Genomic DNA, 26,542 nt, shown 5'->3' with positions numbered 1-26,542 from the left:
GTAGAGCGTATCGACCTCCTCCTGGTTCTTCTGCGCTGCCTTGCCGCTGCTACCCTCGAAGAGACCGGCAGCGTTATCGAGTAGCTCACGCTTCCACTGGCTCACCATGGACGGATGGATCTCGAAGCGAGCGGCCAGCGCCGAGGTTGTCTCGTCGCCCTTCAGCGCGGCGAGGGCCACCTTGGCCTTGAACTCGCTGCTGTACTGCCGACGTGTCTTGCTCATGATCAGGGTCTCCTGGTCGGTCTGATCAGAGCTTAGCGCCTGGTCCGAATTTCAGGGACCACTTCAGTTGCGCGAGGCGCTTGAATCGGCGTGCGAGAAGCTGGACTGCCGCATCCTTGAGTTCGACGGTGAAGAAGATCATGTCCATTTGCTCGTGGAATATCCGCCAAAGCTGGCGGTCAGCGTGCTGGTCAACAACTTGAAGTCCACTTCGTCTCGGCGGGTACGGTTCTTGAATACCCACATTCCACGCCTCAGCAAGAACGCTGCGCTGTGGTCGAGATCATATTTCGCCTGTAGCGCAGGCGGAGCCACCATCGAGACACTCAAGGCTTATGTGCATGGGCAAAAGACACCAGAATAGCGACGCTTGCGCGGCCCCCGCTTACCTTCCCACCCGAGTGGGCGAGTGTTCACGCTGAACTCAGAGAGCAATATCGTTTAGTCTGGACGGCATTCCCGCGGGTCACCGCCCGCTGCCAAAGCCACCGACACGGCGTGACAGGATGCTCAAGCGCTACCTCCCGATCCTCACCTGGCTGCCCCACTACACCCGCCGCCTGGCCGGCGCCGACCTGCTGGCCGGGGTGATCGTCAGCATCATGGTGATTCCCCAGTCGCTGGCCTATGCGCTGCTAGCGGGGCTTCCCGCGGTGGTCGGCCTTTATGCCAGCATCCTGCCCCTGCTGGCCTATACGCTGCTCGGCACCAGCCGCACCCTGGCCGTGGGGCCGGTGGCGATCATCGCCCTGATGACCGGGGCGGCGCTTTCGGGGGTGGCCGCGCCGGGCACGCCTGAGTACCTCCAGGCGGCGCTGGTGCTGTCGCTGCTCTCGGGGCTGATGCTGACCGCCATGGGGCTGCTGCGCCTGGGCTTCTTCGCCAACTTCCTGAGCCACCCGGTGATTGCCGGCTTCCTCTCCGCCTCGGCGGTGCTGATCGCCGCCAGCCAAGCGGCCCACCTGCTCGGCATCGAGGCCAGCGGCTTCACCGCCCTGGACCTGGTGGCGAGCCTCGCCGGCGACCTGGGCCGGACCCACGGGACGACCCTGCTGATGGGCCTGGGCTGCCTCGCCTTCCTGGTGGGCCTCCGACAGTTTGGCAAGCGTCTCTTGCTCTCGATGGGCCTGCCGGCGGGGCTCGCCGCGCTGCTGACTCGCACGGGTCCGGTGATCGCGGTGATCGTGACCACGCTGCTCAGCTGGCAGCAGGGACTCGCCGAGCGGGGCGTGGCGGTGGTCGGTGCCGTGCTCGGGGGGCTCCCGCCGCTGACCCTGCCGCCGCTGGAGCCGTCGCTGTGGCGAACGCTGCTGATCCCGGCGCTGCTGATCAGCGTGGTCGGCTTCGTTGAGTCGATCTCCATGGCGCAGATGCTCGCCGCCAAACGTCGCGAGCGGATCTCGCCCAACCAGGAGCTGGTGGGCCTGGGCGGCGCCAACGTCGCGGCCGCCTTCACCGGCGGCATGCCGGTCACCGGGGGGCTCTCGCGCACCGTGATCAACTTCGAGTCCGGGGCGCGCACGCCCATGGCGGGTTTCTTCGCGGCGCTTGGCATCGCGGCGGTCACGCTGGCCCTGACCCCGCTACTGCATCACCTGCCCATCGCCACGCTGGCCGCCACCATCACCGTCTCCATCTTGACCCTGGTGGACATCCCGATGATGCGCCAGACCTGGCGCTACTCGCGCAGCGACTTCTCGGCCATGGCGGTGACCATCGTGCTGACCCTGGTGGAGGGCGTGGAGGCCGGCATCATCTCGGGGGTACTGCTTTCCATCGGGCTCTTCCTCTACCGCACCAGCCGCCCGCACAGCGTGCTGGTGGGGCGAATCGAGGGCACCGAGCACTTTCGCAGCGTGCATCGCCACCAGACCGAGACCGTCAGCCACCTGGCCATGCTGCGCGTCGACGAGAGCCTCTACTTCGCCAACGCCCGCTATCTCGAGGACACCCTCTACGCCCTGGTGGCGAGCCGTCCCGAGCTTGATCACGTGGTGCTGATCTGCTCGGCGGTCAACCTGATCGACGCCTCGGCCCTGGAGAGCCTCGAGGCGATCAACGCCCGGCTCCAGGACTCCTCGGTCACCCTGCACCTTGCCGAGGTCAAGGGGCCTGTGATGGACCGGCTCAAGCGCAGCGACTTCCTCGACGACCTGACCGGACGCGTATTTCTCAGCACCTACGCGGCTTGGCAGGAGCTTCGCCAGCCCCGCGAGGCCGCCGACTGACGGCGGCTGCGAAGCGCCGCTCGCTCGGCACCGGCCCTGGCGCGGCTCGAAATATCCACCATTCCCGTAAGCGTCCATGTTTTGGCATCAGGGCGCATGATTCACCATAGTGGCGATCATTGGGTATGATGGCCGAGACACTCAGGACGACAGCGGGCCATGGACACCACCTCGAAACAGAACCTCGGCGTCAGTGCCTATCACTGGCTGAAGCACGACATCATCCGCGGCGTCTTTACGCCCGGCGAGAAATTGCGGATGAGCGGGCTCAAGGAACGCTATGGCCTGGGCATCGGCCCCCTGCGCGAGGCCCTCTCGCAGCTGGTGGCCGAGCATCTGGTGGTGGCGATCAGCCAGCGGGGCTACCGGGTCGCGCCCATGTCGCTGTCGGAGCTCAAAGATCTCTACGATGCCCGGGCCCAGCTCGAGGGACTGCTGCTGGAGCTGGCCATCCAGCGTGGCGGCGATGACTGGGAGGCCGAGATCCTGGCCAAGGCCCATACCCTGGCCAAGGTGACCGAGGTCAACAGCCCCGAGGAGCTGCTCGAGGTGTGGGATACTCGTCACAAGGCCTTTCATACCGCCATCGTCGCCGGCTGCGACTCGCCCCACCTGCTCAAGGTCCGCGAGGGCCTCTTCGACCAGGTGGAACGCTATCGCCACCTGTGGCTGCGCGAAACGGTCTTCTCGAACGACGCCCTGGCGCGCAAGCGCGACGAGCACGCGGCGCTGGTCGAGGTCATCCTCTCCCGCCACGTGGACCGCGCCGCGCGGATGATGCGCGACCACCTGATGACGCCGGTGCCGATCATCACCGAGGCCATGCGCCACCAGGGACTGGCCTGAGCCCTCGCCGCGACGCGCCCGGGCATTCCCTTCGTCCCGCCCAGGCGTCATGATGGTGTCATGCGTCGTTGAGAAACTCGACATGGACCCACTGCAAGGAATCTTCCCATGCCCCACCTGCTGCGTTTTTCCCGCGACATCGAGACCCGCCTCGAGCAGGCCTGCCAGCATACCGGCATCACCAAGGCCGAGCTGATCGAGCGCCTGGTGCAGGACGGCCTGAGCGATCTGGAGACCCAGCTGCTGCTAGAGGGCGGCGCCCCCCGCGTCGAGCGCAGCATCGACCAGCTGCTGCGCGAGAGCGGCCTGGGCGCGTAAATGAGGGCCTGAAGAGGTGCCTGGCGAGACGTGCGAAGAGGCGCCGGAGACGGCGCCTCGTTCAGGCGAAGGTGCGGCGAAAGCGGCGGTATTCGTCGAGCGCGCGCTCGGAAGGCACCGCCTTCAGCCGCACCTCCTGTCCCGGCAGGCACTGGGCCAGCCGTGAACAGGCCAGCGGCGTGAGGGCGCCGAGCCGGGGATAGCCGCCGATGGTCTGGCGATCGTTGAGCAGGGCGATGGGCTGACCGTCGGGCGGCACCTGCACGGCACCCAGGCCAATACCCTCGGAGATCATGCTGGTCACCCGGCAATGAAGTGGCGGGCCGGCGAGGCGAACGCCCATGCGATCGGCGCGATCATCGACCCGCCAGGGCATATTGAAGGCCCGATAGAGACTCTCCCCGCTGAACTCCCCCACCTGAGCCCCCGGCAACAGCGACAGCACGGCCGGCTGCCGATAGTCGATCGCTTCCTGGGGAGGAGCTTCTCCAGCCCTCTCGCGACCGCTACCGGCGCGACACGGCGTGACCCGCAGCCGGTCACCCTCGACCAGCCGCTGGCCCTGGCCATCGTGGCCGCCGAGCCCCTCGCGCACCACGCAGGACACGCTGCCGAGCACTGGCGGCGCCGAGAAGCCCCCGGCGACCGCCAGGTAGGCCCTAAGGCCGTTGACCGGCGTATCGAAGGCGAGTCGCTGGCCGGCCTTGATCGCGAGCGAACGCCAGCCGGGAAGCGGCTCGCCGTCGAGGGTCGCGGCGAGATCCGCCCCGGCCACGGCCACCACCAGCGCCCGTTCGGCCACCAGCTCCAGCCCCCCGAAGGTCACCTCCAGCGCCGGCGTGCCCCAGGCGTTGCCGACGAGGTGGTTGGCCCAGGCCCAGCCGTGCTGGTCCGCCGGACCGCCCTGAGTCACGCCCAGCCGGCGTACGCCGCAACGCCCTGCATCCTGGAGCAGCGCCAGGGGACCGGCGCGCGTCACGCACAGGCCGTCGATGGCATCACTCATCGTGCCTCCTCCATCGGGCGGGAATCGCCGCCCAGGCGTTCGAACTCGGCTCGCTCGATGGGCACGAAACGCACCCGATCACCCACCTGCAGCAGGCTGAAGCCCTCGCGGTCGCGATCGAAGAGCACCGCCGGGGTGCGTCCGATCAGGTTCCAGCCCCCCGGGGTGACCGCGGGGTAGGCCGAAGTCTGGCGGCCGGCCACGGCCACGCTGCCCGCCGGCACCCGGCGCCGGGGAGTATCCAGACGCGGCGCCTCGAGGCGAGCATCGACGCTGCCCATGAAGGCGAAGCCAGGGGCGAAGCCCAGGGCGAAGACCCGGTAGTCGCGCTCGCTATGGCAGGCGATGACCTCGTCGCGACTCATGCCCGCGAGTTCGGCCAGTCGTCCAAGCTCCGGCCCCACCGAGGCGTCGTACCACACCGGCAGCTCCTTCACCGGGGCATACGACGTCTCTTCGTCCGGAGTGAGCCGCGCCAGCAGCTCACTCAGCCGCTGCCGGGCCTCGGCCGGCGAGAGCCGCAGCGGGTCGAAGATTACCAGCAGGGTGGTGTAGGACGGCACCAGGTCGATCAGCCGATCACCGAAGGCCGCCTCGCAGTCTCTCACCAGGGCGGTGAGCCAGGGCATGTTGGCCTCGTCGATGGCATCGAACAGGCGCACCAAACAGCCATCGAGCCCGGCGGGCTCGAGGCGCGGCAGCCCCTTCGGAAACGGACCGCTCACGAGGCGCTCGCCGGGCTATCGAGGGCCTCGCGGATCGCCTGGATGGCGGCGATCGACTCGGCGTTGTCGCCGTGCACGCAGAGGGTGTCGGCGGCCAGCACCAGGCGGCTGCCGTCACTTGCCGTCAGCGGCTCGCCACCGGCGATGCGCCGTGCCTGATCGACGATCACCTCGGGGTCGTGATGCACCGCGCCGAGCTCGCGCCGTGAGACCAGCCGCCCCTCGCCATCGTAGGCGCGATCGGCGAAAGCCTCGAACCACAGGGTCACGCCGTGGCGCTCGGCCAGCTCGCGCGCTGCGGAAGGATCACGGGTGGCCATCGCCATCAGCGGCAGACGGGCATCGAAGGCCGTGAGCGCGCGCATCACTGCCTCGAGGATGTCGGGATCGCGCATCATGTCGTTGTAGAGCGCGCCGTGGGGCTTCACGTAGCCGACCTCCAGGCCCTCGGCCCGACAGACCCCGGCCAGGGCGCCGACCTGGTAGAGCACCAGGTTCTCGATCTCCTCGGCCGAGCAGGCCATCGAACGCCGGCCGAAGCCGACCATGTCCGGATAGGCCGGGTGGGCGCCGACGGTGACGCCGTGACGCTTGGCGAGCCGCACGGTCATGCGGATCACGTCGGGGTCGGAGGCATGGAAACCGCAGGCGACGTTGGCCAGGTCCACGTGGGGCATGACCTCGTGGTCCAGTCCCATGACCCAGGGACCGAAGCTCTCGCCCATATCGGCATTGAGCAGCAGGCGTTTCATGCTCCATCTCCTAGAAACCTGAATTCATCGAGAATTTATCAACGTTTTATCGATAACACATCGTTCTTTAGTCTACATATCGTTGACTCGACCTCCCTCGCCTCCCTAATCTGCCGTCCAAACACCCGCTAGACTGGTTCGAGACGATTCGCCCGCGGCGTCCTGCGACGCCGCCCGCCGTCCCGCAACAATCACAAGCATCCGACACGAGGTACCGCCCATGACTGCCCGCTTCCCTCTCCTGTCTCTGACCTCGGCCGCCGCCATTGGTCTCAGCCTAGCCACCCTGGGCGGCACCGCCCAGGCGGCGACCGAGTGGAACATGCCCACGCCGTATGGCGACATGACCTTCCATACCGTCAACATCCGCGAGTTCGCCGATGACGTACGCGAGGCCACCGATGGCGAGCTGGACATCACCGTGCACTCCAACGGTTCGCTGATCGGCCATGCCGAGATCAAGAACTCGGTGCGGCGCGGCATCGTGCCCATCGGCGAGCTGATCATGTCGCGCCTGGCCAACGAGAATCCGATCTTCGAGGTCGACTCCGTGCCCTACCTGGCGTCGAGCTACGAGGATGCCGAGACCCTCTGGGAGGCCTCCCGAGAGGTCATCGCCGAGGAGCTCGCCGAGCAGCGGCTGCGCCTGCTGTTCGCCGTGCCCTGGCCGCCCCAGGGCATCTACACCCAGCAGTCGGTGGAGGGGCCCGACGACCTCAAGAACCTGAGCATGCGCGCCTACAACACCGCCAGCGAGCGCTTCGCCCAGCTGGTCGGCGCCGTGCCGACCCAGGTCGAGGTACCGGACATTCCCACCGCCTTCAGCACCGGGCGCGTCGGCGCCATGATCACCTCGCCGGCCACCGGCGCCGATACCAAGGCCTGGGACTACCTGAGCCACTTCAACCATGCCCAGCTGTGGCTGCCGAAGAACATGGTGATCGTCAGCGAGAAGGCCTTCTCGCGTCTCGACGAGGCGACTCAGGAAGCCGTTCTCGAGGCGGCCGACGCGGCCGAGACCCGCGGCTGGGAGATGAGCCGCCAGGAGACCGACGACGCCCTCGCGGTGCTCAAGGAGAACGGCATCGAGGTCAGCGAGCCGACCCCGGAACTCGCCACTCTGCTCGAGGAGGTCGGCGCGACCATGACCGAGGAGTGGGCCGGCCGCGCCGGTGATCAGGGCGCCGCCATCCTCGAGGCCTACGAGGCCGCTCGCGACTGATTCCGCCCTCCCTGCCGGGGTCTCAAGCCCCGGCAGCTGCCTCTGGACCCTTCCATGACCTATCGCCTCAGACCCCTCTATCAGCTGGGCGGCTACCTGGCCGCCCTGTGCCTGTGCCTGATCTGTGCGCTGATCACCGCCCAGGTCCTCGGGCGCATCGTCGACCGTATCGCCACGGCGCTCGGCGGCGACCGCATCGGCCTGGCGATTCCCGGCCTCGCCGAGATCTCCGGTTTCCTGCTGGTCGGCGCCAGCTTCCTCGGGCTCGCCTACACCTTCGTGCACGGCGGCCATATCCGCGTGACGCTGCTGGTCGGGCGCCTCTCGCCGGCCCCACGCGCCTTCGTCGAGGTCTTCTGCCTGAGCATCGCGCTGATCCTCGGCCTCTACCTCGGCTGGTACCTCTACTGGCTGCTGGCCGACAGCATCGCCTTCAACGAGACCTCCTACGGCCTGCTGCGCATCCCGCTGTGGATTCCCCAGTCGGCGATGCTTGCCGGCGTGGTGCTGTTATGCCTGGCCCTTGCCGAGGCCTGGTGGGCGACCTTGGTGATCGCCGTGACCCGGCCCGCCACCTTTACCATCGACGACAGCGGCCAAGAATGAGCCCCGGAGACACACCATGCTCGTGATGATGACGGTCCTCTTCGTCACCCTGATGCTGCTGCTCGGCAGCGGCGTCTGGGTGGCCTTCTCGCTGCTGGGGCTGGGCTGGCTCGGGCTCTCGCAGTTCACCTCGGTGCCCACCGGCGACGTGCTCGCCTCCAACGTCTGGGGCGAGAGCTACAGTTGGGAGCTTACGGCCCTGCCGATGTTCATCTGGATGGGCGAGATCCTGTTCCGCTCGCGGCTCGCCGACGACATGTTCACCGGCCTCTCCCCCTGGATGCAGCGCATCCCGGGCCGCCTGCTGCACACCAACGTGGTGGGGTGCGGACTGTTTGCCGCCGTATCCGGCTCCTCGGCGGCCACCTGCGCCACCATGGGCAAGATGACCATTCCCGAGCTCACCCGCCGCGGCTATGACGAGCAGCTGGTGATCGGCACCCTGGCGGGCTCGGCGACCCTGGGGCTGTTGATTCCGCCGTCGATCATCCTGATCGTCTATGGCGTTGCCACCGACCAGTCGATCGCGCGGCTGTTCATGGCCGGCATCTTTCCGGGCCTGCTGCTGATCTCGCTGTTCGCCGGCTACCTGATGCTCTGGTCCTGGCGCTTCCCGGACAAGGTCCCTCCCGCCGAGACCGGCCTACCGCTGGGCGAGAAGCTGCGCCGTGCGCGCCGACTGATCCCTTTGCTGGCCCTGATCGTCGGGGTCATCGGCTCGATCTACGCGGGGCTCGCCTCGCCCACCGAGGCGGCGGCCGTGGGGGTGGTGCTCTCGCTGCTGCTGGCCCGCGTCCAGGGCAGCATGGACGGCGCGGTGTTCCGCGATGCCCTCCTCGGTGCGGTGCGCACCTCGACGATGATCGCTTTCATCCTCGCCGGCGCCGCCTTTCTCACCGCGGCCATGGGCTTCACCGGCCTGCCGCGTGAGCTCGCCGCCTGGATCGGCACCCTGGGGCTCTCGCCCGTCATGCTGCTGGCGGCCCTGACGCTGTTCTTCATCCTGCTGGGCTGTTTCCTCGACGGTATCTCGGTGGTGGTGCTGACCACGTCCATCATGCTGCCGATGGTCGAGGCCGCCGGCATCGACCTGATCTGGTTCGGCATCTACCTGGTGGTCGTGGTGGAGATGTCGCAGATCACCCCGCCGGTGGGCTTCAACCTCTTCGTGCTACAGGGCATGACGGGGCGCAACATCCTGTCGATCGCCTGGGCCGCCATGCCGTTCTTCTTCCTGATGATGCTCGGCGTGGTGCTGATAAGCGTCTTCCCCGGCATCGTGACCTGGCTGCCCCAGGCCATGGGCAACTGACCTCGACCGCTTGGACTCATCGACAAGGAGCAGCACATGACGCGTGAACGGACACCCCGCGGCCCCATCGTCTCCTCGGAGCACCTGTCGCGCAGCAGCCAGGAGCTCTCGGAGTTCGAGTTCGGCCTGATCATCTCCGGCCACGCCTTCGACCGCTGGATGGTGCGCTGCATGACGGCCAGCGGCTATCCGGAGCTCGGTGCCCTGGACGTGCTGGTGCTGCACAGCGTCAACCACCGGGAGCGCGCCAAGCGCCAGGCGGATATCTGCCTGGTGCTCAACGTCGAGGATACCCACACGGTCACCTATGCCCTGAAGAAGCTGGGGCGCCTGGGGCTGGTGGCCGGCGAGAAGCAGGGCAAGGAGACGCTGTTTCGCACCACCGAGCTTGGCCGCGAGGCCTGCAGCCGCTACGCCGAGATCCGCGAGGCCTGCCTGGTCGACTCGCTCTCCTCCATGGGCATCGAGCGCGAGGAGATGAGCCGCCTGGCGGGCCTGCTGCGGGCCATGTCCGGGCTCTACGACCAGGCCGCGCGCTCCGCCGCCTCGCTCTAGGCGAGCCCCCTCCGGGTTTCGCGCAGCGGCGGTCAGGGTTCCGGGTCGACCGCGATGCTGGATTCACCAACACTAAGGCGCTGGTGGCTGGGGTAGAGCCGCCGGGCCCGCCACAAACTGAACATGAACAGCAGGAAGCTGGTGGTCATCGACGCCGACAGCGACAGGGCGAAGACCAGCATGCCCGGCAGGTGGCCCACGCCCAGATAGCTGACGACGCAAAAGGCGAGCAGGCTCAGCATGCCCCGCTGGGTCATGCTGACGGTCATGCGGGCCACCTCGACCCCGTAGCGCTCGGAGAGCGCCCAGGCGATGGTCAGGATACCGACCGGAAAGCCGAGGATGACGCCGGAGAGGGCCGGCCCTGAGCGTGCGGCCAGCGTCGTCGCCAGGCTCACCAGCGTCCCCGCCAGGAGCCCGCGCAGCAGCAGGTCGAACCAGCCGGCACTGGCCACCACCACCGGCTGGCCCAGCCTCAGTCGGCGGTTGATCCCTTCCGCCAGCGCCAGCACCGCTAGGAAGGCGACGACCACGCCAACGAGCTCGCCCGGCAGCCGGGTGAACAGCAGCGCGCCGGGCACCCAGAGCAGGCTTGAGAGCGCCAGGCTATGAAGGGCCGAGCGCCGTGCTGCGCTCACCACGAAGCACACCGTGAAGAGCAGCGTCGCCACCAGCGCCTGCAGGGTCGAGAGCACGGCCTGCTGCACGAAGTCCGCCGACTGCTCGCGCAGCATGAAGAAGTAGCCGGGCCCGAGAATCACCGGGGTGCCGGCGAGGATGCCGCCGAGCCTGGGACCCAGGCGGCCCACCGACAGCGCGACGAGCATCACGATGCCAGCCGTCGCCAGCAGCTTGATCAGCAACAGCTGGATCATAGGCGTCGACCCACCTCCCTGTGCGACGAGAAACCCGGTAAGCCCTTAGCCTACTGGCTTTCGCGCGCCGCCGACAGCTCGGCCGCCTGGCGAGGATTGCGCGGATAGAAACGCTCGGGCTGGCGTTCGATGTGGGCGAAGAAGCGGGTGTCCTTGTAGGGCATCTTCATGAAGCCCGAGACCCCGAGCCCCTCGATCAGCCCCACCGCATCGAGGATATCCTCGAGCCGGCGACGAAACTCCGCTTCCCGGGAGGGGTCGAGCAGCCGGTAGTGGCTATGGATCTTCAGGTGCTCGGGCAACGCCTCGAAGATGATCATGCCGGTATGGTGGATATCGTTGAGCGCCTCCAGCGAGGTGATGATCGCCTCGGGCAGCACCAGGAACTCCTCGGGATCCGGGCCGTCCTCGAAGTAGCTGTGCAGGCGCGAGCGGTCCTCGAGCTCCGGCACCGCGCTGACCTCGTAGTGCAGCCGCATGCCGGGGGTGAGCACGAAGGGCCGATCGACGCTCTCGCGCTCCAGGTGCAGGGTGTCGCGGGCATTGAACAGGCAGCTCTTGAAGATCCCGCGGCGATGGATCGCCCGGGCGAGCGTCACCATGTTGTTGACCGCGGCGATGAAGGCCGGCTTGAGGTCGGGGTCGTGCAGGTTGAGCGAGGTGTCGATGTAGACGCCTTCGGCCTCCCAGCGCACCGCCAGCCCGCCGACCACCGGATAGCGGCCCAGCCGGCTGACCGCGGCCAGGAAGGCCTTCTCGGTCTCGCCCATGTTCTGCATGAAGTTCTTGTAATAGCGATCGAGCTGGACGTCGTTGACGTCGTTCAGTGTCTCGCGACCGCCCTCCTCGCGCAGGAAGGACTTGCGCGAGCTGTAGACGACGGTATCGATCTCGCGTCCGGCGGGACGGCTCCAGACCGGCACCAGCGGCGCCTCCTGGGTCGTGGGCAGGTCGAGCATCACCAGCCGACCCAGGCGCGGCATCTCGCGGATGAAGTGATCGCCGGCGCGCCGGCGCGTGCGCGGGTCGGGATCGAGCATGCCGTCGAGCATGCGTGCGAACTCCATGGGCAGGCCGAGGGAGGTGGCCGGAATGGCCCGATGGCCGAAGCGGCAGGACTGCGCCGAGGCCAGCGCATAGAGGGTGGCGGCCGCGCCCTGTTCGTCGAAGCGCGGCGAGGAGAGCGCGCCGTTCAACTGCTCCTCGCCGATGAAATAGACATCGCCCAGGCGGGCGTTAGTCTGCTGCAGGTTGTCCGACATCAGCTCCATGACGTTGGTCGCCACGAACTGCTGGTTGGCATCGAGCTGGGCGAACACCGAGGAGCCCCAGTCGATCAGCGCGATGGTCTCGTTTGATACGTCGAAGACCAGGTTGGAGGGCTTGATGTCGCCGTGCACCACCGGCTTGCCGGCGGGCCCCGATTCCCGGCGCAGGGCGCGCAGGATATCGGCCAGCTGGTCGGCGATGCGCACCACCAGGCGCGGCGAGAGCCGTCCCCGCTGCAGCGAGACTTCCTCGAGATTGAAGCCCGGCGCCCGCTGCATCACCAGGATCGACTGGCGGCGGACCCGCTGGAAGACGATCAGCTTCGGAACGCGCGGATGGTCGACCTGCTCCAGCATGAAGGCCTCCTCCTCGAGGCGGTCCTGCAGGCGCTGGGGCAGGTTGACCCGGGTGAACTTGAAGACGTACTCCTCGCCCACCCCGGTAAAGCCGGCGAACACGAAGCCGTAGGCGCCCTTGCCGATCAGCTCGATCCCCCGGTAGCCCAGCTGCTCCAGCTGGGCCTGACACAGCGACACCCACGCCTTGAGCTTTCGGGCGTCGTCGTGGCTGAGCAGATAGATCGACTGCTCTTCCGGGATGTAGAACTGCTGCAGGGACGCCTGGGTCATGACGTGGGATTCCTTGCACACTCCAGCGGATTAGCGTCGGGCCTCCCGTCGGCAAGCCTCCGCGAGGGCGCTGTAAACCCATCCTTGGGCGCTACCTTTGCCATCCTTGGCAAAGGACCCTCGCTACGCCTTGCCCCCGGTCCCCGGCATGGTTGGGAGCTGGAGCATATGTGCTTATCCAAGATGGAGGAGCATCGTCTCCGGGGCTTCAAGATAGCCCTTCCAGGCGTTGCAGAAGCGGGCGATGGTGCCGCCGTCGATCAGCCGGTGATCCCCCGCCCAGGTGATGGTCATGATCGCCCGCTTGACGACGTTGTCGTCGGCATCGAAGCGCGGCAGCCACTGGGTCTTGCCGATGGCCACGATGGCCACCTCCGGGGCGTTGATGATCGGGGCGGCGTAGGTGCCGCCCAGGGCACCGATATTGGAGATGCTGATCGTGCCCTCCTGCAGGTCCGCGGAGGCCACTCTGCCCTCGCGGGCACCCTCGGTCAGACGCTGGATCTCGCCGGCGATCTGAAGCAGGCTCAAGCGCTCCACGCCCTTGACGTTGGGCACCATCAGGCCGGCCTTGCCGTCCACGGCCATGCCGATGTTGCACGACGGCAGGTAGTGGATCTCGTCGCCCGCCTCGTTGAGCCGGCTGTTGAGGATCGGGAAGTCGCGGATCGCCAGCGCCATCGCCTTCATGAAGAAGGGCATCAGCGTCAGGCGCGCCTCCCGGGCCTGAGCCTCGGGCTTCAAGCGCTCGCGCAGCGCCAGCAGTTCGGTGACATCGAGCTCTTCGCCGTACTGGAAGTGCGGGATCGTGGAGGCCGAGGCGACCATCTTGCGCGCCATGGCGGCGCGGATGCCGCGCATCGGCTCCACGCGCACCTCGCCCTCGGAGCTTGCTGAGCGAGCGGGCGCCTGGGACTTATCGGCAGCCGGCGACGCCGCGGCGGGAGACGCGTCTACGCTTTCCGTCTCGCCGCGCGACAGGAAGGCCTGGACGTCCTCCTTCAGCACCCGGCCCTGCTTGCCGGACCCCGGCACCTGCTCCAGGCGCAGCCCGTGCTCGCGCAGCAGGCGGCGCACCGCCGGGCTCGCCGGAATCCGCCCATGGGGACCCTGCCCGCTCGTCTCACGGGACATCTCACCGGACGCGCCGGCGGGTGCGTTCGTTGCGGCCGCTTGTGGCGTCGCACCCGAGGTCGCGGCGGACGACGCGTGCGCGCCGCCGGCTGGCTCGCCATCGGTGGTGTCACCGTCGGCCGGTTCGTAGGCGAACAGCGGCGAGTGCACCCTGGCGATCTCGCCCTTGGGCACGTGGAGCTTCGCCACGCGCCCCGCCTCGGGGGCGGTGATCTCCATCATGGCCTTGTCGGTCATCACGTCGACGACCGGCTGGTCCTCCTCGATGGTTTCCCCCTCGGCGATGCGCCACTCCACCACCTCACACTCGACGATGCCCTCGCCGAGGTCCGGCAGGATGAAGTCCTTGGCAGCGGCGCTGGCGGGCGCGGCCGGGCGTGCGCCCTCCTGCCGATCGGCGGGCGCAGCCTGGCTCTCCGGCTGATCGGTCTTCTGCTCAGGCGCCGATGTATCGACCGATGATGTCTCGGGGGACCCGGCCGACTCGCCCTCGGCCTCGTAGGCGAACAGCGGCGCATGCACCTTGGCGATCTCGCCCTTGGGCACGAAGAGCCGGGAGACCCGGCCCGCCTCGGGGGCGGTAATCTCGACCAGCGCCTTGTCGGTCATCACCTCGACCACCGGCTGGTCCTCCTCGATGACGTCACCCTCCTGGATGCGCCACTCCACCACCTCGCACTCCACGATACCTTCGCCGATATCGGGCAGCTTGAAATCTGTCATCTTGTCTCTCCTGTCCTGGATCCGGTCGTCAGAAATTCACGCTTTCGCGGATGGCCTCGACGATCTTCAGGTGATCCGGCAGATACTCCTTCTCCAGCGTCAGCGGGAAGGGCGTATCCAGGCCGGTCACCCGGGCGATGGGCGATTCCAGGTACAGGAAACAGCGCTCCTGGACGGCTGCGGCGATCTCGCCGGCGAAGCCCCCGGTGCGCGGTGCCTCATGGGTGATCACCAGTCGACCGGTCTTGAAGACCGACTCGGCCACGGTGTCCTCATCCCAGGGCAAGAGGCTTCTCAGATCGATCACCTCGCAGGAGATGCCGTCCTTCTCGGCCAGCTCCACGGCACGCTCGATCACCTCCATCTGCGCGCCCCAGCCGACCAGGGTCACGTCGGTGCCCTCCTTGGTCACCTCGGCCTCGCCGATGGGCAGCTGGTAGTCCTCCTCCGGCACCTCGCCGACGGAGGCGCGATAGAGACGCTTGGGCTCGAAGAAGATGACCGGATCCGGGTCGCGGATGGCGGCCAGCAGCAGGCCCTTGGCCTGGTAGGGATCGCGCGGTACCACGACCTTGAGACCGGGGGTATGCGCGAAGTAGGCCTCCGGCGACTGGGAGTGATAGAGCCCGCCGGAGATGCCACCGCCGTAGGGCGCACGGATGGTCAGGCCGCCGACGTTGAACAGATCGCCGGAGCGATAGCGGAACTTGGCGGTCTCGTTGACGATCTGGTCGAAGGCCGGAAAGATGTAGTCGGCGAACTGGATCTCGGCAACCGGCACCGAGCCCTGGGCGGCCAGACCGTTGGCGAAGCCGACGATGCCCTGCTCAACAAGAGGCGTGTTGAAGCAGCGCGCGCGGCCGTACTTCTCCTGCAGGTGGCTGGTGGCGCGGAAGACGCCGCCGAAGCTGCCCACGTCCTCGCCGAAGCAGAGCACCTTCTCGTCCTCGCCCATGGCGATGTCCAGGGCGTTGTTGATGGCCTGCAGCATGTTCATGGTCGGCATCTCACTTCTCTCCCTTGGCCGCGGTGTCGTCGCCGGCTCGCACGTCCGGGTCCAGGGCACGCGCCCCCTTGGGATAGGCGTCCGGATACTGGCGGATATGACGCTTCAGCGCGTCGAGCTGACGCTGCAGCTCAGGGGTGACGTCGGCGTAGACATCCGTCACCAGGCTGTCCAGGGGCGGCGGCGGACGTTTCTCGGCCCGCTTCATGGTCTCCAGCACCTCGCGGCGCAGGCTCTCCTGAAGCGCCTTCTCCTCGTCGTCGCTCCACCAGCCGAGGTCGTCCAACCAGCGCTGCATGCGCAGGAGGGGATCCTTCTCCCGCCAGGCCTCTTCCTCCTTCTTCGAGCGATAGCCGGAGGGATCGTCCGAGGAGGAGTGGGCGGCCAGGCGATAGCTCATGGCCTCGATCAGCACCGGCTGGTTGTGCTCCACGGCGATCCGGCGCGCCTCTTGTGTGGCCGAGTAGACCGCCAGGATGTCGTTGCCATCGACGCGGATCACGTGCATGCGATAACCGAAGGCCCGCGGCGCCACGCCGTCGGCGGCGAACTGCTCGATGGAGGGCGTGGAGATCGCATAGCCGTTGTTGCGGCAGAAGAAGATCACCGGCGCCTCGTGGACCGCCGCCATGTTCAGGGCGGCGTGGAAGTCGCCCTCGGAGGCGGCGCCCTCACCGAAGAACACCGCGGTGCACTGGCCGTCGCCGGCGAGCTTCTGGCCGTAGGCGTAGCCGGTGGCCTGGGGAATCTGGGTCGCCAGCGGCGACGAGATGGTCATGTAGTGCAGCTTGCGCGACCCGTAGTGGATCGGCATCTGGCGACCCTTGCCGTAGTCCAGTTCGTTGCCGAACAGCTGGTTCATGAACTCGTCGAAGGTGAAGCCGCGATAGATCAGGGCGCCCTGCTCACGGTACTGGGCCATGATCATGTCGGCGTCGTCCAGCGCCGCCGTGGCGCCGACCACCGCGGCCTCTTCGCCGGTGCACTGCATGTAGAAGGAGAGGCGCCCCTGGCGCTGGGCGGCGAGCATGCGCTCGTCGAGCACCCGGGTGGCGACCATGGCGTGGTAGATGGCCAGGGCCCGTTCCTTGTCGAGTTCGGGCGCCTTCGCTCCCTCATACAGGGTGCCGTCCTGCTTGAGCAGGCGGAAGGTCGGAATGCTGAACTCGTCACCGGCCAGGAAGGTCGGCTCGTGAATGTCCGCTGTTGTTGTCATCGTCATGATCCTGTGCCCCTTTTGGGGGCAGTGTTGTCTTTAATGTTCCGGTCCGCCAGGGGGTCGCCCCGGGGCCGGTCAACGCAACAGTCTTGACGTTAACGTAAACTGGACGAGTTGGGTAGTCCCCGATCTAGCGCGAGCGCGCGAGTGAATGGCAGGTAAGTGAGGCGAGTGAGATACGCGCAATCAACGCACGATGGGCGACGGCAACCGGCTGAAGAGGCTATCGACGCTGAGGGCCAGCAGGCCGATCAGCAGCGCCCCCTGAATCACATAGGCGGTGTTGCCATTGACGATCCCCGAGATGATCGGGTCGCCCAGGTTGCTCGCCCCCACGGTGGCCCCGATGGCCGCCGTGGCGATGTTGATGGTCACCGAGGTACGGATGCCGGCGAGGATCACCGGGGCGGCCAGGGGCAGCTCCACCTGGCGCAGGATCTGGCCGCTGCTCATGCCCATGCCCCGCGCCGCCTCGCGCACCGACGGGTCGATGCCGAGGATCCCCACCAGGGTGTTGCGCACGATGGGCAGCAGCCCGTAGAGCAGCAGCGCGACGATGATCGGCAAGGTCCCAAACCCCAGCACCGGCACGGCCAGCGCCAGCACCGCCACCGGCGGAAAGGTCTGCCCCATGGACGCCAGCTGGCTGACCAGCGGCAGGAAGTCGCGACCCCGCGGGCGAGTCACGGCGATGGCGGCGCCGACCCCGATCAGGATCGCCAGCACCGCCGCCGCGCCCACCACCGAGAGATGGCGGCCCAGCAGGCTCAGGAAATCGGCACGTTCATAGATCACCTGGCGGCTGCCGGGCTCGATGACGCGGAAGAGCCCCTCCAGCTGCCCCATGCCCAGGGTGGCGGCCAGCAGCAGCGAGAACCAGCACAGCGGCACGATCAGCCGGCGACACTCAGTCATCGCTGCGCACCCCCACCAGGCGGCGCAGGGAGAGCTCGCCCACCGGCAGGTCGTCATCGTCGACCACGGTGAGCCGCTCGGCATGGCGCCACAGCATCAGCGACAACGCCTCGCGCAGGCTGGCCTGCTGGACGATACGCTCGCGCGCCAGCAGGCGCGGCCCCAGCGGCAGCATCCGCTGGCTGACCGGCAGCAGCGCCGCCTCCTTCAGGCCGCGATCCTCGCCGCCGAGCAGCGACTCGACGAAGTCATCCGCCGGCTCGCGCAGCAGCTCCAGCGGCCGCCCCTGCTGCTTGATCCGCCCCTGGTGCATCACCACCAGGTGATCCGCCAGCCGCAGGGCCTCGTCCATGTCGTGGGTGACGAAGACGATGGTCTTCTGCAGCCGCGACTGCAGTTCGCGCAGCTCCTCCTGCAGGCTCTCGCGGGTCAGCGGGTCCAGGGCACCGAAGGGCTCGTCCATGAGCAGGATTTCGGGGTCCGCCGCCAGCGCCCGGGCGACGCCCACCCGCTGTGCCTGGCCGCCGGAGAGCTGATGGGGATACTTGTTGGCGAACTCCGCCATGGAGAGCCCGAGCAGCGCCATCAGTTCCTCGACCCGCGCCCTGACCTTAGCGGCCGGCCACTTGAGCAGGCGCGGCACCAGGCCGATGTTGCGCGCCACCGTCCAATGGGGGAAGAGCCCCGTGCTCTGGATCGCGTAGCCCATGCGCCGGCGCAGGTGCTCCTCGCGGAAGTCGCGAATCTGCTGGCCGTCGATATGGATCTCGCCCTCGCTGTGCTCGATCAGGCGGTTGATCATGCGCAGCGTGGTCGACTTGCCGCAGCCCGAGGTGCCGACCAGCACGCAGAGCTCACCGCGCGCCACGCTCAGCGAGATGTCGTCCACCGCGACGGCATCACCGAAGCGCTTGGTGACGTGGATCAGATCGATCATTCGGCCCCTCCCGGGCGTAGCGTGTCGGTCAGTGCCCCCAGCAGGGCGTCGGCGACCAGCGCCAGAACCAGGATGGGCAGCGCGCCCAGCAGCACCAGGTCCATGGCGGCCTGCCCGAGTCCCTGAAAGATGAAAGTACCAAGGCCGCCGGCGCCGATCAGCGCGGCCACCGCAGTCAGCCCGATAGCCTGCACCGTGGTGATGCGCACGCCCTCGAGGATCACCGGGAGCGCCAGCGGCAGTCGAACCTGGCGAAACACCTGGCCGCGGCTCATGCCCATGCCGCGGGCGGCGTCGATGACGCCGGGGTCCACCGCCTCCAGTGCCACGAAGGTGTTGCGCACCATCGGCAGCAGGCTGTAGCCCACCAGCGCCAGCAGCGCCGGGGCCCAGCCGATACCGCTGACCCCCAGTGCCGCCAGCCACTCGACGTGCGCCGAGAGCCAGGCGAGCGGCGCCAGCAGCAGGCCGAAGAGCGCAATGCTGGGGATGGTCTGCAGGAAATTGAGCACGCCAAAGCCGATCCGCTGGGCGGCCTGCCAGCGGCGCATGGCCAGCGCTGCGGCTACCCCGAGCACAAGACTCACCCCCACCGCGACGCCAACCAGCGCCAGGTGTTCGAAGATGGCGCCGAGGAACTGGTCGCGACGCCCCAGGTATTCCTGCCACAGCGCCAGGGGCGCGAGCCACTGGGTGAGACACCATCCGAGCACGGCCAGCGGCATCACCAGCAGCGCCGCACCGGCCAGGCGCGATATCGCTAGTCGGCTGCGCAGCTCCACCAGCAGCATCAGCAGCAGGAACAGCAGCAGCCAGACGCCGGCGCCGATCCCTAGGCGCGCGCCCACCGCACCGGGATCGACCAGGCGATGCGCCGCCAGGGACAGCCATAGCGGAAGCGTGGCGAGCTGCACCACGACGAGCCCCAGGGCGATGCGCAGGCTCTTCGGCGTCGGCCGCCGGGCCAGCGCCGCTAGCGCCAGCAGGGGCAGCGCCGAGACCAGGACACCGCCCCAGCCGAGCGACTCCGCCAGGCCATGGGAGGTACCGGGGACGATGCGGTTGGGCGCCACGCTCACCGTATCGAGGGCCAGCCAGACCAGCAGGCCGACCAGCGACAGGCTCAGCAGCACGACATTGTAACGGGGGCGATCAAAGGGCAAGGTCGCCTCAGTTGCCCAGGGTATCGAGGAACTCGGCCGCCACGGCGTCCGGGGCGCGCCCGTTCACCGCCACGTCGCCGTTCAGGCGCTGCAGGGTCTCCTTGTCCAGCGCCTGGAAGACCGGCTCGAGCAGGGTAGCGATCTCGGGATGCTGGTCGAGAATCGCCTCGCGGACCACTGGCGCCGGCTGATAGACCGGCTGCACGCCAAGGGTGTCATCCATGACCACCAGGTCCAGGGCCTGCAGGCCGCCGTCGGTGCCGTAGGTCATGGCCGCATTGACGCCGCTGGTCTGTTGGGCGGCGGCGCGCATGGTCGCCGCGGTGTTGCCGCCGGAGAGTACCAGCAGTTCCTCTTCACCGAGATCGAAGCCGTAGGCCGACTGAAAGGCCGGCAGCGCCTGGGGCGACTCCACGAACTCAGCGCTCGCCGCCAGCTTGAACTCGCCGCCGTCGTCGAGGTAGCTCGCCAGATCCTCGAGGCTCGACAGCTCATGCTCGCGGGCCAACTCGCCGCGCACGCTGATCGCCCAGGTGTTGTTGGCTTCGGCCGGCGTCAGCCAGACGAGATCGTTCGCCTCGGCGTCGCGCTCCCGCACGGTCTCGTAGGCCTCGGTGGCGTCGTTCCACACCGGACTGTCGGTCATGTCGAAGAAGAAGGCGCCGTTGCCGGTGTACTCGGGGTAGAGATCGATCTCGCCAGCCAACAGCGCCTCGCGCACGATGCTGGTGCCGCCGAGCTGCAGGCGGTCCTCGACATCGACGCCGCCCTGCTCCAGTCGCTGCAGGATCAGCTGGCCGAGCACCGAGCCTTCGGTATCGATCTTGGAGGAGATCACCACGGGATCCTGGGCCTGGGCCGCGGAGATGGTGATCAGCGACGCGGCCGCCAGGGAGACGCAGCGGGACAGAGGACGAATCATCATGTTCACCCGGTTCCTTATGAATGTATCCTGAGTATAAGGCCTGTACAGCTTCAATGTCAGACACGGGCGTCAACGTCGGTTCATCGCCATGCCCCTCTCCGCCTCGGCGCAACGCCTGCTCGATCACTGCCGTCATCCGCTGGTCCGCGACCTGGGCTGGATCCTGCTGGCGCCGTGCCTCGTCGACATGCCCGGGGCCACGCGCCCAACCCGCGCCGAGCTTGGCCTCGCCGATGACGAACGCCTGGCGGCCTGGCTTCTGGAACGCGAGCGCTCGCCGAGCCGCCTCGAGTCGCATCTCGCCCCCGCCCTGCGCGGGCGGATGGGGCTCTATCATGAACGGCTCTGGCAGTTCCTGCTCGACGAGGCGCCCGCCACGCGACTGCTGGCCCACAACCTGCGCATCTATCAGGGCAAGCGCACTCTGGGCGAGCTGGACCTGCTCTACGCGCGCCGCGACGATCCTCGCCCGGTGCACCTGGAGGTGGCGATCAAGTTCTATCTGGGACTCGTCGAGGGGCCCGGCACGCCGGACAGCCAGGCGCGCTGGATCGGCCCGGGCGGTGCCGACAGCCTGCTCGCCAAGCGCGACCACCTCTTCCATCACCAACTGCGACTGGCGCGAACTCCGGAGGCCATCGAGGCGCTTCATCCGCTTCTATCGCCCACGGATCCGGCAGAACAGCCCTCCTCGGCAAACGATTCCGCCACGGCCGTGCGGCTGGCGATGCCGGGGGTGCTCTTCTATCCCTGGCACGCTGCTCTGCCGGCGCCGCGCGACGCCACGCCCGACCACCTGCGAGGCCGCTGGCTGTACGTGCAGGATTGGCCCCGGTTGAGCGCCTGCCTGCCGCCGGGCACGCGCGGCGCCTGGCTGCACAAGCCGCACTGGCTCGCCCTGCCCCGCCATGAGGATCTGGAATCCCTGTCGACGCTGAGCAGAAGGCTGACGGCACACTTCCAGGCCGCCGCTCGGCCCATCCAGATCGTGCTTCACCATCCCGACAATGCCGCCAGGCGCTTCGTCCTGGTGCCTAACGACTGGCCGCGCCAGATCCCGCTGCCGCCGATGTAACAACGCCGGGCCTGAGGCCAGGCATTTAGACGGTAGACGGCCGCCGGTGTCAGCGAGGGCGCGGCTATCGCCCCCTGGACCCGGCACGCTCCATGGCAGCGAAGGCCAGGGTGATCAGACCAGCCAGGACCAGGTAAATCAGGGCCATCAGTAACAGTGGCTCATAGACCATGTAGGTCTCCTGGCGAATGCGTCCGAACACGGCATAGGTGTCCACGGCGGCGATGGTGGCGACCAACGGCGTGGCCTTGAGCTGGATGACCAGCTCGCCGTTGAGGGTCGGCAGCACGCGCTGCACGGCGCGGGGCAGCCAGATGCGGCGCAGGATCGTCAGCGGATGCATCCCCAACGAGCGGGCCGCCTCCAACTCGCCCTTGGGCACACCGGCAAAGGCCCCACGCATCACTTCGCCCTCGTAGCCGGCGAACGACAGCGTCAGGGCCGCAAAGGCATACGGCCAGGACTCGATCAGATAGGGCCATAGCCAGCTCTGTCGCACGCCGGGCAGGTAGGGGAACAGGGAACCAAGCCCGTAGTAGAGCAGCCAGACCTGCAGCAGCAATGGAGTGCCGCGAATCAAGGTGCAGAAGCCCCGGGCCAGCCAGGCCAACGGACGCGGCCCTTTGACTTGCACCAGCCCAAGCGGAATCGCCAGCAGGAAACCCGCCACGCTGGTGGTCACCATCAGCACCACGGTCAACCAGAGACCGTCGAGAATGGCCTCTCGGTATTCGGGCAGCCACCCCCACTGCATCTGGACGACCATCAGCGTGACGATCACCAGTGCGACGGCGATCAGCCCGAGTCGATGCGGTGGTAGACGCGAGTCAGCCATGCGACATCCCCCGGGTCGCACGACGCTCCAACGCCTTGAACACCGCGTTCGAGATCAGCGAGACGAGCAGGTAGAGCACACCGGCCGCGCACAGGAAAAGCAGGTGGTGCTTGGTGGCACCGGCCGCCTGACGGGCGGCCAGGGTCAATTCCGTGAAGCCGACCACCGCCAGCAGCGCCGTGTCCTTGGTAGCGATCAGCCAAAGATTGGAGAGCCCCGGCAACGCCCCGGGGAGCATGGCCGGCAGGGTGATGCGCCGAAAGGTCTTGGCGGATGACATGCCCAACGAATAGGCCGCCTCGATCTGGCCGCGAGGGATGGCACGAATCGCGCCGCGCATCACCTCGGTGGCATAGGCGCCCTGAACCAGGGCGATCACGACGATGCCGGAGACGAAGGGACCGATACTCACCTCGCCGACGCCAATCGATGTCAACACCCCGTTGAGCGCCTCCGGCACGGCGAAGTAGAGCAGCAGGATCAGTACCAGCTCCGGCACCGCGCGAATTCCGGTGGTGTAGCACGCCCAGAGATCACGGGCGACAGGGCCGCCGGAGAGCTTACTGGCGGCTCCGGCCATGCCGATCAGCAGCCCCAGAAAGTAGCCACCGCCGGCGACCTGCAGCGACAGGCATAACCCGTTGAGCAGAGCGCCACCCCAGCCGGGCGGCGCCAGCGCGAGCAGCTCTCCGATGCTCATGTCACGATAGCTCATGGCCCGGGACGACTCCCTGCCTGATTCGTCATCGCCCTAACCCTCAGGTATCCGGCTCGCCGTAGATATCGAAGTCGAAATAGCGCGCGGTTATCTCGTCATAGGTACCGTTTTCTCGAACCTCGGCGATCGCTTCATTGAGCCGCTCTCGCAAGGCACCGTCGCCCTGGCGAACGCCGAAGCCGATGCCCTCCCCCAGCGTCTCGGGATCCTCGGAGACACTGCCCCGCATCTCACAGCACAGCTGGCCTTCCTCGCTGCCCAGAAACTGCTCGATGATCAGACGATCCGCCAGCGTGGCATCCAGGCGTCCGGCGAACAGATCCTGATGGGCGTCATCCTGGGTCTGGTATTCGCGCAGGGTCGCCTCGGGAAAATGCGCCTGAGCATAGGCCTGGTGGATCGAGGCCGACTGGACCCCGAGCGTCCTGCCGGCGAGGCCAGCCGGCGTCACCTCAAGCTCGACGCCCTTGGCGCCGGCGAGCGCCGCAGGCGTCTGGTAGTACTTGTCCGAGAAGGAGATGGTCTCACGGCGCTTGTCGGTGATGCTCAGCGACGCAGCGATGAAATCGATCTTGTCACCAGTCAAGGCAGGAATCAGGCCGTCCCAGGAGGTCGTGACGATGTCGCACTCAAGCTCGGCGGCCGCGCAGACCGCCCGGGTGATATCCACCTCCCAGCCGTTCACCTCGCCACTGGCATCCGGTGTGGCGAAGGGCGGGTAGGGCTCGGTGGCAAAGCCGACGCGGGTCACCTCGGCCTGGGCCAGAGGCACCAGGGCCGCCGTGGTCAGGATAGCTAGCAGCTGTCGTTGCATTGTTGTTCTCCTCAGGATGGACTGACCAGGCCCAGAAACCGTTGCAGTCGCTGGGTATGCGGGGCACCGAAAACCCGTTCGGGGGGCCCCTGTTCGGCGATCTCACCCTGATCGAGGAAGACCACCCGGTCCGCCACATCGGCGGCGAACGCCATTTCATGGGTCACGATGATCATGGTGCGGCCCTCCTTGGCGAGATCGCGCATCACCGCCAGCACCTCGCCCACCAGCTCGGGATCCAGCGCCGACGTCGGCTCATCGAACAGCAGCGCCTCGGGCCCCATCGCCAGGGCCCGAGCGATGGCGCCCCGCTGCTGCTGGCCGCCGGACAGCGTCGCCGGGTAGGCGTCGCGCAGATGGTCGAGACCGACCCGCTCCAGCAGGGCCCGAGCCTCGTCGCGGGCCTCGGCTCGCGAGCGCTTCAGCACCTGCATCGGCGCTTCCATGACGTTGGCTTCCAGGGTCATGTGCGGCCACAGGTTGAAGCCCTGGAAGACCATGCCCAGGCGCGCTCTCAGGCGACGCAGCTGCCGGCGATCGGCGGGCTGGCGCTGTGCCCCATGGCCGCGAAAGGGAATGGCTTCCCCCAACAGGCGTAACGAACCGGAGGTGGGCGTCTCGAGCAGGTTGAGGCAGCGCAGCAGCGTGGACTTCCCCGAACCGCTGCTGCCGATCAGCGCCACGACATCACCCCGCCCGGCAGCGAGATCGATGCCCTTGAGGACCCGGGCGCTGCCATAGGCCTTGTGCAGGTCCTCGACCTCGATCACGGCGCCGCCTCGGGGGGCGGTCATAGTCGATGCATCACGCAAGTCGTGCTCCCGGATGTGAGGTTGTTTTTATGCGGTTGCATAAACTATGCATCTGTATAACATGCGAGTCAACGATCCCCCCGCTGCTTCGGAGCCAGCCCATGTCACACTTCGGATGCCATTCCATGGCCGCCCCCATGACCCGAGTCCTGATGCGCCGCCCCGGTGCCAGCCTGCGCGCAGCGGATCCCGCCGAGTGGCACTACAACGACCACTTCGATGCCGACAAGGCGATCACCCAATACGACACCTTCGCCGAACTGGTCAAGGCCTCCGGGGCCGAGATCGTCTGGATAGAGGACGAGGGAGACGGCCTGTCGGACGCCATGTTCACGCGCGACGCCTCGCTGATCACGCGCGCCGGTGCCGTGCTGCTCAAGATGGGCAAGCCGCTGCGTGCCGCCGAACCCGAACTGCACGGGCGCCACTACGAAGCGGCGGGCATCCCGGTGCTCGGAAGGCTGACCGGCGAGGCCTGCGTCGAGGGGGGCGACACCCTCTGGCTCGATGACAGCACCCTGGTCGTGGGCATGGGCTTTCGCTCCAATCGCGAGGGCGTGGGTCAGTTGAATGCCCTGCTCAACCCGCACGGCATCGAGGTGCTCGGCTTCGATCTGCCGGTGTGGGACGGCGAGGCTGCCTGCCTGCACCTGATGTCGGTCATCTCGCCGCTCACCGACGAGCTCTACTTGGTACACCCCAAGCTGATTCCGGCCGCCCTGTGGACCTTGATGAAGTCGCGTGGTATCACCCTGGTGGCGGCCCCCGAGGCCGAGTTCCATGATTCCCTGGGCCTGAACTTGAACGTCATGCCGCTGTCGCCCGGTGATTGCCTGATGATCGACGGCTTTCCGGCCACCAAGGCCGTCATGGAGCAACACGGGATCCGGGTGCGCACCTTCGCCGGCGACGCTCTCTGCATGGCCTGCGAGGGAGGCCCCACCTGCCTGACCAACCCGATCCTTCGCGAGGCCTGAGCCCATGACGACCCGGCGTGCTAGCAATGATCGCGAGAGCGCCCTGATCGATGCCACCCTCACGTGCATCGCAAGGGAAGGCATCTCCGCGGCCACGGTGCGCAACATCGCCGGCTACGCCGGGGTCACCAACGGCCTTATTCGCTTCTATTTCAAGAGCAAGGATGGCATTCTCCGGGCCGCCTATCAGAGCTTTCTGGAGCATCTGTTCGAGGCGGCTCACGGCGCCATCGACGGCAGCTACCTATCGGCTGCCGAGCGCCTGGAGCGCTATCTGCTGGCCAACCTCTCGCCACCGATCGTGACATCACAGAGCCTGCTGCTGTGGGCCAACTTCCTGCCGCTGGCCCATCGCGACGAGGCTATGGCCGACATACGCCGACACTGGTACGCCCGCACCACAGAGGCCTTTCGAGACCTCATCCACGAAGCGCTGGCAGAGCACGGCCTGACCCCGGACGACAACGAACTGCGACGCCTATCCGTCGCCGTCAACGGCCTTATCGATGGCCTATGGATCGAGGGCGCGCTGTCCGCGGAGAGCCTCGACGTGCAGGAATTCCAGGCCATTGGCCTCGACGCCGCCTCGCGGCTGCTAGGCGTTCCCGTCTCTCGAACAGCTGCAAGCTAGGTTCTGTCTGGAAAGTCAGCACGTAGGCAACGATCTATGCAGGCCAGGCATACCATCGCTCTGAAGCTGCTGGCCAACTTGTCGTAGCGG

27 protein-coding genes and 1 pseudogene are annotated in these 26,542 nt (G+C 67.5%); 11 read left to right on the top strand and 17 right to left on the bottom strand.

What is annotated here, in order from left to right; all coding sequences use genetic code 11:
- Positions 1-225: transposase (locus tag BM388_RS15535; RefSeq protein ID WP_139233960.1), on the bottom strand; the 225-nt coding region annotated here is incomplete at its 3' end.
- Positions 226-289: 64 nt separating this feature from the next.
- Here BM388_RS15535 and tnpA point away from each other — a divergent pair.
- From tnpA to BM388_RS15515, 4 genes and pseudogenes are all read left to right on the top strand, one after another.
- Positions 290-589, top strand: a pseudogene (gene tnpA, locus BM388_RS15530) (IS200/IS605 family transposase); the annotation flags it as partial.
- Between the two features lie 142 nt (positions 590-731).
- Positions 732-2,453 carry a SulP family inorganic anion transporter gene (locus tag BM388_RS15525; RefSeq protein WP_089851807.1) on the top strand — a complete coding sequence of 574 codons (1,722 nt, stop codon included), beginning with the start codon at positions 732-734 and terminating at the stop codon, positions 2,451-2,453.
- Between the two features lie 159 nt (positions 2,454-2,612).
- The gene (csiR, locus tag BM388_RS15520) at positions 2,613-3,299 is read left to right on the top strand and encodes a DNA-binding transcriptional regulator CsiR (protein WP_089851806.1); all 687 of its coding nucleotides are present in this window, start codon (positions 2,613-2,615) and stop codon (positions 3,297-3,299) included.
- 108 nt (positions 3,300-3,407) lie between these two features.
- Positions 3,408-3,617, top strand: coding sequence for a hypothetical protein (locus BM388_RS15515; RefSeq protein ID WP_089851804.1), 210 nt, complete (start codon positions 3,408-3,410; stop codon positions 3,615-3,617).
- 61 nt (positions 3,618-3,678) lie between these two features.
- Here the strand turns inward: BM388_RS15515 and BM388_RS15510 are convergent, their stop codons facing one another.
- The 3 genes from BM388_RS15510 to BM388_RS15500 are packed head-to-tail and all read right to left on the bottom strand — an operon-like array spanning position 3,679 to position 6,100.
- Positions 3,679-4,623: a 5-oxoprolinase subunit C family protein gene (locus tag BM388_RS15510; protein ID WP_089851802.1), complete on the bottom strand. Its 945-nt coding sequence runs from the start codon at positions 4,621-4,623 to the stop codon at positions 3,679-3,681.
- Positions 4,620-5,348 (bottom strand): 5-oxoprolinase subunit PxpB, encoded by a 729-nt coding sequence (gene pxpB / locus BM388_RS15505; RefSeq protein WP_217641088.1) that lies wholly within the window; start codon positions 5,346-5,348, stop codon positions 4,620-4,622. Before pxpB ends, BM388_RS15510 begins: the two co-directional genes overlap by 4 nt.
- A complete protein-coding gene (locus tag BM388_RS15500; RefSeq protein ID WP_089851800.1) occupies positions 5,345-6,100 on the bottom strand; it encodes a 5-oxoprolinase subunit PxpA in 756 nt (251 codons plus the stop codon). The genes pxpB and BM388_RS15500 overlap by 4 nt, the downstream gene beginning before the upstream one ends.
- A gap of 220 nt (positions 6,101-6,320) precedes the next feature.
- Between BM388_RS15500 and BM388_RS15495 the strand changes: the two genes are divergently transcribed.
- The 4 genes from BM388_RS15495 to BM388_RS15480 are packed head-to-tail and all read left to right on the top strand — an operon-like array spanning position 6,321 to position 9,795.
- Positions 6,321-7,322 (top strand): TRAP transporter substrate-binding protein, encoded by a 1,002-nt coding sequence (locus BM388_RS15495; RefSeq protein ID WP_089851798.1) that lies wholly within the window; start codon positions 6,321-6,323, stop codon positions 7,320-7,322.
- 54 nt (positions 7,323-7,376) lie between these two features.
- Complete coding sequence (locus BM388_RS15490) at positions 7,377-7,928, top strand: TRAP transporter small permease (RefSeq protein ID WP_089851796.1); 552 nt, start codon at positions 7,377-7,379, stop codon at positions 7,926-7,928.
- Positions 7,929-7,944: 16 nt separating this feature from the next.
- The gene (locus tag BM388_RS15485; protein ID WP_089851794.1) at positions 7,945-9,240 is read left to right on the top strand and encodes a TRAP transporter large permease; all 1,296 of its coding nucleotides are present in this window, start codon (positions 7,945-7,947) and stop codon (positions 9,238-9,240) included.
- 36 nt (positions 9,241-9,276) lie between these two features.
- The gene (locus BM388_RS15480; RefSeq protein WP_089851792.1) at positions 9,277-9,795 is read left to right on the top strand and encodes a winged helix DNA-binding protein; all 519 of its coding nucleotides are present in this window, start codon (positions 9,277-9,279) and stop codon (positions 9,793-9,795) included.
- A gap of 32 nt (positions 9,796-9,827) precedes the next feature.
- Here the strand turns inward: BM388_RS15480 and BM388_RS15475 are convergent, their stop codons facing one another.
- The 9 genes from BM388_RS15475 to osmF all read right to left on the bottom strand — a co-directional run bounded on the left by BM388_RS15475 (position 9,828) and on the right by osmF (position 20,587).
- Positions 9,828-10,670, bottom strand: coding sequence for a hypothetical protein (locus tag BM388_RS15475; protein WP_089851790.1), 843 nt, complete (start codon positions 10,668-10,670; stop codon positions 9,828-9,830).
- Between the two features lie 50 nt (positions 10,671-10,720).
- Positions 10,721-12,568 (bottom strand): protein kinase domain-containing protein, encoded by a 1,848-nt coding sequence (locus BM388_RS15470; protein WP_089851788.1) that lies wholly within the window; start codon positions 12,566-12,568, stop codon positions 10,721-10,723.
- A gap of 174 nt (positions 12,569-12,742) precedes the next feature.
- Positions 12,743-14,425, bottom strand: coding sequence for a dihydrolipoyllysine-residue acetyltransferase (locus BM388_RS15465; RefSeq protein WP_089851786.1), 1,683 nt, complete (start codon positions 14,423-14,425; stop codon positions 12,743-12,745).
- A gap of 28 nt (positions 14,426-14,453) precedes the next feature.
- Positions 14,454-15,431 (bottom strand): alpha-ketoacid dehydrogenase subunit beta, encoded by a 978-nt coding sequence (locus BM388_RS15460; RefSeq protein WP_089851784.1) that lies wholly within the window; start codon positions 15,429-15,431, stop codon positions 14,454-14,456.
- Between the two features lies 1 nt (position 15,432).
- Positions 15,433-16,653 (bottom strand): thiamine pyrophosphate-dependent dehydrogenase E1 component subunit alpha, encoded by a 1,221-nt coding sequence (locus BM388_RS15455; RefSeq protein ID WP_089851782.1) that lies wholly within the window; start codon positions 16,651-16,653, stop codon positions 15,433-15,435.
- 183 nt (positions 16,654-16,836) lie between these two features.
- Positions 16,837-17,565 (bottom strand): ABC transporter permease, encoded by a 729-nt coding sequence (locus tag BM388_RS15450; RefSeq protein ID WP_089851780.1) that lies wholly within the window; start codon positions 17,563-17,565, stop codon positions 16,837-16,839.
- Entirely contained in the window at positions 17,558-18,502 is a 945-nt protein-coding gene (locus tag BM388_RS15445) for an ABC transporter ATP-binding protein (RefSeq protein WP_089851778.1), read from the bottom strand. Before BM388_RS15445 ends, BM388_RS15450 begins: the two co-directional genes overlap by 8 nt.
- Complete coding sequence (locus BM388_RS15440) at positions 18,499-19,665, bottom strand: ABC transporter permease (RefSeq protein WP_089851776.1); 1,167 nt, start codon at positions 19,663-19,665, stop codon at positions 18,499-18,501. Before BM388_RS15440 ends, BM388_RS15445 begins: the two co-directional genes overlap by 4 nt.
- A gap of 7 nt (positions 19,666-19,672) precedes the next feature.
- Positions 19,673-20,587: a glycine betaine ABC transporter substrate-binding protein OsmF gene (gene osmF / locus BM388_RS15435; protein ID WP_089851809.1), complete on the bottom strand. Its 915-nt coding sequence runs from the start codon at positions 20,585-20,587 to the stop codon at positions 19,673-19,675.
- Positions 20,588-20,678: 91 nt separating this feature from the next.
- Here osmF and BM388_RS15430 point away from each other — a divergent pair, with 91 nt between their 5' ends.
- Entirely contained in the window at positions 20,679-21,665 is a 987-nt protein-coding gene (locus BM388_RS15430) for a DUF1853 family protein (RefSeq protein ID WP_089851774.1), read from the top strand.
- A gap of 64 nt (positions 21,666-21,729) precedes the next feature.
- Here BM388_RS15430 and BM388_RS15425 read toward each other — a convergent pair whose 3' ends face one another.
- The 4 genes from BM388_RS15425 to BM388_RS15410 are packed head-to-tail and all read right to left on the bottom strand — an operon-like array spanning position 21,730 to position 24,826.
- Positions 21,730-22,500, bottom strand: a complete 771-nt coding sequence (locus tag BM388_RS15425; RefSeq protein WP_089851773.1) for an ABC transporter permease — start codon at positions 22,498-22,500, stop codon at positions 21,730-21,732.
- A complete protein-coding gene (locus BM388_RS15420) occupies positions 22,493-23,215 on the bottom strand; it encodes an ABC transporter permease (RefSeq protein ID WP_089851771.1) in 723 nt (240 codons plus the stop codon). Before BM388_RS15420 ends, BM388_RS15425 begins: the two co-directional genes overlap by 8 nt.
- A gap of 43 nt (positions 23,216-23,258) precedes the next feature.
- Positions 23,259-24,032 (bottom strand): transporter substrate-binding domain-containing protein, encoded by a 774-nt coding sequence (locus tag BM388_RS15415; protein WP_089851769.1) that lies wholly within the window; start codon positions 24,030-24,032, stop codon positions 23,259-23,261.
- Between the two features lie 11 nt (positions 24,033-24,043).
- Positions 24,044-24,826, bottom strand: a complete 783-nt coding sequence (locus tag BM388_RS15410) for an amino acid ABC transporter ATP-binding protein (RefSeq protein WP_217641087.1) — start codon at positions 24,824-24,826, stop codon at positions 24,044-24,046.
- Between the two features lie 119 nt (positions 24,827-24,945).
- Between BM388_RS15410 and BM388_RS15405 the strand changes: the two genes are divergently transcribed.
- Together BM388_RS15405 and BM388_RS15400 are read left to right on the top strand one after the other, a co-directional pair.
- A complete protein-coding gene (locus BM388_RS15405) occupies positions 24,946-25,821 on the top strand; it encodes a dimethylarginine dimethylaminohydrolase family protein (RefSeq protein ID WP_089851765.1) in 876 nt (291 codons plus the stop codon).
- 4 nt (positions 25,822-25,825) lie between these two features.
- Positions 25,826-26,452 (top strand): TetR family transcriptional regulator C-terminal domain-containing protein, encoded by a 627-nt coding sequence (locus BM388_RS15400; protein ID WP_089851763.1) that lies wholly within the window; start codon positions 25,826-25,828, stop codon positions 26,450-26,452.
- The last annotated feature ends 90 nt before the right edge of the window (positions 26,453-26,542 follow it).

Origin of the sequence: Halomonas saccharevitans, assembly GCF_900116405.1 — a bacterium.
Lineage (GTDB): Bacteria > Pseudomonadota > Gammaproteobacteria > Pseudomonadales > Halomonadaceae > Halomonas > Halomonas saccharevitans.
The sequence above is the reverse complement of the archived record's forward strand: the minus strand, read 5'-3'. Positions and strand labels throughout refer to the sequence as shown.

What these genes read in the sequence shown, in the direction of transcription:
- BM388_RS15525 (WP_089851807.1), top strand. Translation starts at nt 732, where the DNA reads ATGCTCAAGCGCTACCTCCCGATCCTCACCTGGCTGCCCCACTACACC.
- csiR (WP_089851806.1), top strand. Translation starts at nt 2,613, where the DNA reads ATGGACACCACCTCGAAACAGAACCTCGGCGTCAGTGCCTATCACTGG.
- BM388_RS15515 (WP_089851804.1), top strand. Translation starts at nt 3,408, where the DNA reads ATGCCCCACCTGCTGCGTTTTTCCCGCGACATCGAGACCCGCCTCGAG.
- BM388_RS15510 (WP_089851802.1), bottom strand. Translation starts at nt 4,623, where the DNA reads ATGAGTGATGCCATCGACGGCCTGTGCGTGACGCGCGCCGGTCCCCTG.
- BM388_RS15500 (WP_089851800.1), bottom strand. Translation starts at nt 6,100, where the DNA reads ATGAAACGCCTGCTGCTCAATGCCGATATGGGCGAGAGCTTCGGTCCC.
- BM388_RS15495 (WP_089851798.1), top strand. Translation starts at nt 6,321, where the DNA reads ATGACTGCCCGCTTCCCTCTCCTGTCTCTGACCTCGGCCGCCGCCATT.
- BM388_RS15490 (WP_089851796.1), top strand. Translation starts at nt 7,377, where the DNA reads ATGACCTATCGCCTCAGACCCCTCTATCAGCTGGGCGGCTACCTGGCC.
- BM388_RS15485 (WP_089851794.1), top strand. Translation starts at nt 7,945, where the DNA reads ATGCTCGTGATGATGACGGTCCTCTTCGTCACCCTGATGCTGCTGCTC.
- BM388_RS15480 (WP_089851792.1), top strand. Translation starts at nt 9,277, where the DNA reads ATGACGCGTGAACGGACACCCCGCGGCCCCATCGTCTCCTCGGAGCAC.
- BM388_RS15475 (WP_089851790.1), bottom strand. Translation starts at nt 10,670, where the DNA reads ATGATCCAGCTGTTGCTGATCAAGCTGCTGGCGACGGCTGGCATCGTG.
- BM388_RS15470 (WP_089851788.1), bottom strand. Translation starts at nt 12,568, where the DNA reads ATGACCCAGGCGTCCCTGCAGCAGTTCTACATCCCGGAAGAGCAGTCG.
- BM388_RS15465 (WP_089851786.1), bottom strand. Translation starts at nt 14,425, where the DNA reads ATGACAGATTTCAAGCTGCCCGATATCGGCGAAGGTATCGTGGAGTGC.
- BM388_RS15460 (WP_089851784.1), bottom strand. Translation starts at nt 15,431, where the DNA reads ATGCCGACCATGAACATGCTGCAGGCCATCAACAACGCCCTGGACATC.
- BM388_RS15455 (WP_089851782.1), bottom strand. Translation starts at nt 16,653, where the DNA reads ATGACGATGACAACAACAGCGGACATTCACGAGCCGACCTTCCTGGCC.
- BM388_RS15450 (WP_089851780.1), bottom strand. Translation starts at nt 17,565, where the DNA reads ATGACTGAGTGTCGCCGGCTGATCGTGCCGCTGTGCTGGTTCTCGCTG.
- BM388_RS15445 (WP_089851778.1), bottom strand. Translation starts at nt 18,502, where the DNA reads ATGATCGATCTGATCCACGTCACCAAGCGCTTCGGTGATGCCGTCGCG.
- osmF (WP_089851809.1), bottom strand. Translation starts at nt 20,587, where the DNA reads ATGATTCGTCCTCTGTCCCGCTGCGTCTCCCTGGCGGCCGCGTCGCTG.
- BM388_RS15430 (WP_089851774.1), top strand. Translation starts at nt 20,679, where the DNA reads ATGCCCCTCTCCGCCTCGGCGCAACGCCTGCTCGATCACTGCCGTCAT.
- BM388_RS15425 (WP_089851773.1), bottom strand. Translation starts at nt 22,500, where the DNA reads ATGGCTGACTCGCGTCTACCACCGCATCGACTCGGGCTGATCGCCGTC.
- BM388_RS15420 (WP_089851771.1), bottom strand. Translation starts at nt 23,215, where the DNA reads ATGAGCTATCGTGACATGAGCATCGGAGAGCTGCTCGCGCTGGCGCCG.
- BM388_RS15415 (WP_089851769.1), bottom strand. Translation starts at nt 24,032, where the DNA reads ATGCAACGACAGCTGCTAGCTATCCTGACCACGGCGGCCCTGGTGCCT.
- BM388_RS15410 (WP_217641087.1), bottom strand. Translation starts at nt 24,826, where the DNA reads ATGACCGCCCCCCGAGGCGGCGCCGTGATCGAGGTCGAGGACCTGCAC.
- BM388_RS15405 (WP_089851765.1), top strand. Translation starts at nt 24,946, where the DNA reads ATGTCACACTTCGGATGCCATTCCATGGCCGCCCCCATGACCCGAGTC.
- BM388_RS15400 (WP_089851763.1), top strand. Translation starts at nt 25,826, where the DNA reads ATGACGACCCGGCGTGCTAGCAATGATCGCGAGAGCGCCCTGATCGAT.